Below are 5651 nucleotides of genomic sequence, written 5' to 3'. Positions count from 1 at the left end.
GATACATTTTAAAGGCACTTCATTTTGCTAATTTACAAACGATATAAAACTAGAAAACCGCTCTAAAGCGGTTTAAATGAATACGTTTTTTTTTAATTATGGGGTTGTGCAACGGTTACCATTGTTGGGCATAGTTTTTTATTCGTAATACATTTTAAATTTCTCAAAAGTCTCTTGTCCTGGAATATTTACTGTCATTTGATAATATCCATCTTCTTTTGATAAAACCTGATAAATATATTTATCACCTTTTACACTAAAATTAGACCGTGTTTCATTATTACTTTCCAAAAAGACTAATTCGAATTCTGTTTCATTAATCCAATTGTAAGTCAGATTTGAAGTTGTATTATCAGAAAATGAGTCCGTCCATTTTCCTTTTTCCATTTTCACTCGTGTTGTATCTCCAGCAACTTCGAAATAATAAAATTCCTTTTGGTTTTTAAATTCCTTAAGTTGCTTTTTCGATATTTTGGGTTTTGGTTTTACCGTTATTCTTGTGACTGCTTCTTTTGGCGGTTCCAATCTGTCTAATAAATTCCGAAATTCCACACAGTTCCTTTGAAGTCTATAATAAACTTGTTGTCCGATTTTTTGAGTTTGTGATTGCTCAAATTTTCCAATATATGGATAAAGTTGCTTTTCGTATAATGTGTTTATTTTCAGTGTATCGTTTTTAATTTCTAAATTTTTCAGGTAATCACACATTTCATAAGAAACAGAATCAATTTCTGTCATCGTTTGAGAAAAAGTAATATTGGAAATTCCAATCAATAATATTATCAGTGTTTTTTTCATTTTGTTCAAATTATGCCCAACGTTGATGTGTATGATTAGTGGCGTGTTTAAGCACCTAATTTAGCAAATAAAAACGGAATAGAAAATCCGCGAGGATTTTCGTAAGCAAGCTAAAACTAGCAATTAATTATACACGGTGTGCGTGTTGCACAACCTCTTTCTTAATCAAATTTAAAATTAATAGTAGACTTCAATAACACCATACCCTTAGAAAGCAACAATTTAACTATTGCTAAAAATCAGAATAATCCTCTTTTCTTAGAAATTTAGACTTGTGCAACGGTTACCGGTGTTGGCAGTAGGCTTTTATTTTTTCGGATATATGATATGATTCCTGTCATACCAAACTAAATAGAAAATTCCTTTATATAAGAATCCAACCGCTCTAGCTTCGATAGTATATTGTAAATCGAATTGATAAAGAGTAGGAAGTTCATTTTCTGTCATTCCACGATAGCTAGGTGCTAGTATTTTCAAGAAATCTTTAGGTTGTAGATTGACCTCCTTGTCCCATAAATCTATTGAATGAAATCTCAACGCTTTGGTTAATCGCATCTTTTCATAAGTAAATGAGGAAACCTTTTTAAGACCTTCCAATAAACCTAATAAATCATCTCTGTCGTTTGTTTTACAATTAAAACATAAATCAGTTTTTTCAAGAGATAAATAGTCAAATGCAAAAAAAGGTTTTAAATTTTTTACGGAATGAAATGGAATACCTTGTTCTCCTACTTTGTATTTGGATAACGAATTAATAGCATTTTCAAGTTGCTTTTTTGGGTCTGGTATATCAAATCCGCTATTCTTATTACCCTTTTTAGCCATTTATGCAGTTAATTGGGCAGTATAGAATTCTTTCATTCTATCTTTAGGAATTACTTTTGTGCATCTTTCGTGAGGTGGAAAACCTTCTCTAGCTTCAATCCAAGGATTTTCACTATGTGTCAGCATTTCTAGCTCAAAAGAACTTAAAGTCCCATATTTATTTAGAACAGAATAAATAAGTTCAAGTTGATTTTCAGTTAAATCATTTTCTTTTGCGACTTTTTCAATTCTTTCTTCAGCAGAATCAAGTTCGTCATTAAGAATTTTAATGTCGTTATATCCGAATTGTTTCAAATCTTGATATAATTCAGGAACAACTGGTCCGTGAACCCAAGCTTCGAAATTCTCGTCAATTAGTTCAGAATCAAGGTGAACTAAATGCCAAGCTTCCACATAATAAACTAGTTTCTGTAATTTTTTTGGTGATACAGTAACTCCTTTACTATTAACATAATCTGTTATTATATGTCCTAATGCTGTCGCTTTCATTTTGCAAAAGTACTAAATATTAAAATCTTAACCTAGAATTATTCAATATGTAATGTTTTTCAGCTTACTGCCAACGGTTTTGTATAAGCATAGTAAGGGTAATATAAGCTATTAGTTTCAGTTTATAAACTGCTTATTTAAATACAAAACTGCCATTACATAAAGCCTTTAACCCTTATTATGTTTATACGGTGTTGTAAAACGTTATATCTAATTAATAATTTTAATGAGTTCATTTTCAAATTCTTTTCTTTTATCCATAACTATCATTATTTTTTTGTTTACATCCATTAGTTTAAAGGTTACAGCAGTTCCAAAATTAGCACTGAATAAAATGTTGCCTTTAAAATCATATCTCCAACCAATACCATAATACCAAGGAATTTTTTTTTGGTTAATACTACTTTTATCTATTTGTTCTATATTAATTTTCTTTGATATAATACCAATACCAAATGAAAGTATTATTTTGTTTTCAAATAATTCTATCTTAAATCTATAAAAAAGAGCCAGTATAGTAGAGAAAACCAATATGTTTACGATGAAAAAAATTATTAAGTGATTTTTATCATTACCAATAGCAATTAACATAAATAGTAGTAAAGTAGTTAAAATTATTGCGAATGGTATTATAAGTAACCAGATTAATTTTGTCTCTTTAAATAAAGTGTTTTTTTTCATAGCTCTTTTTCTTTAAAATTAAAATATTTTCTAATGAATCAAATGGTAACATATACAATACTAATACCCCAAACATTGCTATACTAAAACTATACAGACCCATTAATAAGGCTATTAACAGATGCAGTAGTATACCTAACCAAATAAATGTTTTTTTTCTTTCTCTACTCAGTAAAAATATAAATGCAAGTGATAGATGTGATATAATCACAAACCAAGTAAGAAAAAAAACTGCTTTAGAATTTAAAATAGGGTCAATAATTACCTTAAAAAAATCATTTACCCCATAATAATTACTATTTAAAAAGTAATATAAGGCTGTACCTTCCTTCCATTCATCTATAGTGGTTAATTTAACAATAGCAGTATTTAGGTATATAAAACAAACTTGTAAGGAAATTATCAGAAATGACAAATTTCCTATGAAGTTAAATAGTCCTAAATGTTTTTTCTTACTATACCAGTGGTTTAATCTATTATCAAATAATGTTAATGGTAGAATAAGAAATGTAATTGTTACTGCTATCTGATCACCACCATCTAGAGCTATAGCAGAATGATAAAAACTAAAAGTTAACCAAAAATGAAGTAAACCAGTTAACTGAGGAACAACTCCTATTATTACAGTTATCAAAATTGTTAAGGACAATATTTTTGAAAGTAATAAATTTTTATAACCTAAAAGTGCAAAAAAATTAAACTGACTAAAAAAATATTCAGATTCTTTTAATACGGATAAAGCTTCTCTATCAAATAGTAAGGCAAAGTCGTTAAATAAAAAAACTAAAATAGTACTAAAAGCTATTAAGCTTCTTCCCAAACCATAAACTTTTGTGTAAGGGTTAGTAAACACTAACTTTTTTAAAAACTCTTTACTGTAGGCAAAAATACACATATTCTATTTTTTTATTTTTTTGACTATAATTTCTCCATTCCCATAATGTTGGTTTTTCTTTAATGATTAAATATTTTCCTTTTGAAATGTGAGTTATGTTTAGTTTTTCAGTATCAAAACATTCAAAATGATAATCAATACTACTAGTATTTAAATCTTTTTTGGTGGATTCATTCCATTTTTTTAATACTTTTTTTTCAATTTTTGCAATATCAATTAGCTTTTTCCTGTTAATCCTTGAAAACCCATAATTATTAAAACCATCCGAATTACGTAAGGTTATTTCGTTCGGATTATTGTTATCGTCTATCTTGTAAATGTGATATTGTTTTGATTTGGGGTCTTTTGTAAAAAAGCCAAATGATTCCATAAAAATAAGACGAATAAAGTGCTTCGACTTTGGGTTTAAATTACTTGAAAAAACAGGACTAGGGATAATATTAACAAATACATACAAAAAAAATGATGAGTATATAATTAACACTATTGAATAAGGTATATATTTTTTCATCAATTTAAGTTTAGAAAAAATCAATGACATCACTAATTACATTTGTCATACCATCCCAAATATCACCAATAGACCAGTTTTCAACCCAATTCACATTGTATATCCATAAGAAGTTGCCTATAAATACAACTGCATCTCCACCTATTGCAGCTAGCAAATAAGCAATAAAAGCAACAAGAACAAAAAATGTTACTAAAAATACAATTGCCAAAGCAGCAGTTTCATTTTGCATTTCCGAGCTATATTCAGGATCATTTTCTAGAAATGATGTCATATCTGAATTATATCTTTCAACGTCTTCTTTTACAGTAAAGTCATAATTTTTAGGGTCAATACCACCTCTATTTTTACCGTCTTTAATAACTTTAATGTTTTTTTCTACCTTTTCGTTAGTCAGAAGAGCTGATTTTAGTAATAAAGCACAATCTTCCAATTTATCTTTTACTTTATATGGGTCTTTAGATAAAATTGAACTTTTAAGTTCGGCAAAAATGTTTGGATTTAACTCTCTTATTTTTAATACTAGGCTATCATTTTCTAAACCTGCCTCTTGGTTTAGATATTGCTCTGATAATTCTGGATAAGAAGATACAAACATTGGGTTTTCTATTATGATGTCTCGCTCTACTTTTGCATTGTATAAGGATGGTATTTGATTAACGAATTTACCCTCAAGAAAAAATATTCCTCTAAAAATATCCTCTCCTGTATAATTAGCACCTCTTTTCATTAAATCATTAGCTTCTTCTGAAATAGCTTTCTGAGTTACATCTTCGTCATATTGTGTACAAGACACAAATAATATAAGAATTGCCATAGTCATTGATAAATAAGGGTTTACAAATTTTTTCATTTCTCAAATTTTTAAATTAATATTCGTTTTTAATGTTTTACAACGGTTTTGAGTATGGCCAGTTGCGGTTTGGTTTGCCAGGTTTTGTCCGCTGACATTAAATTTAGCTAAAAACATCGAATATCGAATAAGTATTTTGCCGCAATTGGCTATACGCATTGTGCGTGTTGCACAACCTCTTTCTTAATCAAATTTAAAATTAATAGTAGACTTCAATAACACCATACCCTTAGAAAGCAACAATTTAACTATTGCTAAAAATCAGAATAATCCTCTTTTCTTAGAAATTTAGACTTGTGCAACGGTTACCGGTGTGCCTGTTGCACAATTTACTAAAAAAGATTAATTTCATGATATGCAAGGCAAAAAAGTATAGCAAGAGCAGTTATTCAAAAGTTTTCGGTTGAGTGACCGCGTACCGCCCACAAATTTCTACCGCCGATTGAAAGAAGCCTTAAACTTAGATTTTCTGTATGATCTTACTCGAGGTTTTTACGGCAGCAGTGGTCAAAAGAGTATAGATCCTGTTGTGTTTTTTAAACTCTGTCTGGTGGGCTATTTAGAGAATATCATCAGCGACCGCAAGCTTATTGAACATT

8 protein-coding genes are annotated in these 5651 nt (G+C 29.0%); 1 reads left to right on the top strand and 7 read right to left on the bottom strand.

Features of this window, described 5'->3' with window-relative positions; translation table 11 throughout:
- Positions 1 to 138: 138 nt before the first annotated feature.
- The 7 genes from KW502_RS14930 to KW502_RS14900 all read right to left on the bottom strand — a co-directional run bounded on the left by KW502_RS14930 (position 139) and on the right by KW502_RS14900 (position 5052).
- Positions 139 to 798, bottom strand: coding sequence for a hypothetical protein (locus KW502_RS14930; protein WP_219041356.1), 660 nt, complete (start codon positions 796 to 798; stop codon positions 139 to 141).
- A 306-nt stretch (positions 799 to 1104) separates the two neighbouring features.
- Positions 1105 to 1623 carry a hypothetical protein gene (locus KW502_RS14925; RefSeq protein WP_219041355.1) on the bottom strand — a complete coding sequence of 173 codons (519 nt, stop codon included), beginning with the start codon at positions 1621 to 1623 and terminating at the stop codon, positions 1105 to 1107.
- The gene (locus KW502_RS14920) at positions 1624 to 2112 is read right to left on the bottom strand and encodes a Panacea domain-containing protein (RefSeq protein WP_219041354.1); all 489 of its coding nucleotides are present in this window, start codon (positions 2110 to 2112) and stop codon (positions 1624 to 1626) included. It lies immediately after the preceding gene.
- 210 nt (positions 2113 to 2322) lie between these two features.
- Positions 2323 to 2793: a hypothetical protein gene (locus KW502_RS14915; protein WP_219041353.1), complete on the bottom strand. Its 471-nt coding sequence runs from the start codon at positions 2791 to 2793 to the stop codon at positions 2323 to 2325.
- The gene (locus KW502_RS14910; protein ID WP_219041352.1) at positions 2771 to 3688 is read right to left on the bottom strand and encodes a sporulation-delaying protein SdpB family protein; all 918 of its coding nucleotides are present in this window, start codon (positions 3686 to 3688) and stop codon (positions 2771 to 2773) included. Before KW502_RS14910 ends, KW502_RS14915 begins: the two co-directional genes overlap by 23 nt.
- On the bottom strand, positions 3666 to 4199 hold the full coding sequence (locus KW502_RS14905) for an SdpA family antimicrobial peptide system protein (protein WP_219041351.1): 534 nt from the start codon (positions 4197 to 4199) through the stop codon (positions 3666 to 3668). The genes KW502_RS14910 and KW502_RS14905 overlap by 23 nt, the downstream gene beginning before the upstream one ends.
- Before the next feature lie 10 nt (positions 4200 to 4209).
- The gene (locus KW502_RS14900) at positions 4210 to 5052 is read right to left on the bottom strand and encodes a sporulation delaying protein family toxin (protein WP_219041350.1); all 843 of its coding nucleotides are present in this window, start codon (positions 5050 to 5052) and stop codon (positions 4210 to 4212) included.
- 403 nt (positions 5053 to 5455) lie between these two features.
- Here KW502_RS14900 and KW502_RS14895 point away from each other — a divergent pair.
- Positions 5456 to 5651: transposase (locus tag KW502_RS14895; protein ID WP_255554285.1), on the top strand; the 196-nt coding region annotated here is incomplete at its 3' end.

This window comes from Mesonia aestuariivivens (assembly GCF_019311235.1).
GTDB classification, from domain to species: domain Bacteria; phylum Bacteroidota; class Bacteroidia; order Flavobacteriales; family Flavobacteriaceae; genus Mesonia; species Mesonia aestuariivivens.
The sequence above is the reverse complement of the archived record's forward strand: the minus strand, read 5'-3'. Positions and strand labels throughout refer to the sequence as shown.

Excerpts from the sequence above, each read along its gene's own strand:
- KW502_RS14900 (WP_219041350.1), bottom strand. The coding sequence starts at position 5,052 with ATGAAAAAATTTGTAAACCCTTATTTATCAATGACTATGGCAATTCTT.
- KW502_RS14920 (WP_219041354.1), bottom strand. The coding sequence starts at position 2,112 with ATGAAAGCGACAGCATTAGGACATATAATAACAGATTATGTTAATAGT.
- KW502_RS14925 (WP_219041355.1), bottom strand. The coding sequence starts at position 1,623 with ATGGCTAAAAAGGGTAATAAGAATAGCGGATTTGATATACCAGACCCA.
- KW502_RS14930 (WP_219041356.1), bottom strand. The coding sequence starts at position 798 with ATGAAAAAAACACTGATAATATTATTGATTGGAATTTCCAATATTACT.
- KW502_RS14915 (WP_219041353.1), bottom strand. The coding sequence starts at position 2,793 with ATGAAAAAAAACACTTTATTTAAAGAGACAAAATTAATCTGGTTACTT.
- KW502_RS14905 (WP_219041351.1), bottom strand. The coding sequence starts at position 4,199 with ATGAAAAAATATATACCTTATTCAATAGTGTTAATTATATACTCATCA.
- KW502_RS14910 (WP_219041352.1), bottom strand. The coding sequence starts at position 3,688 with ATGTGTATTTTTGCCTACAGTAAAGAGTTTTTAAAAAAGTTAGTGTTT.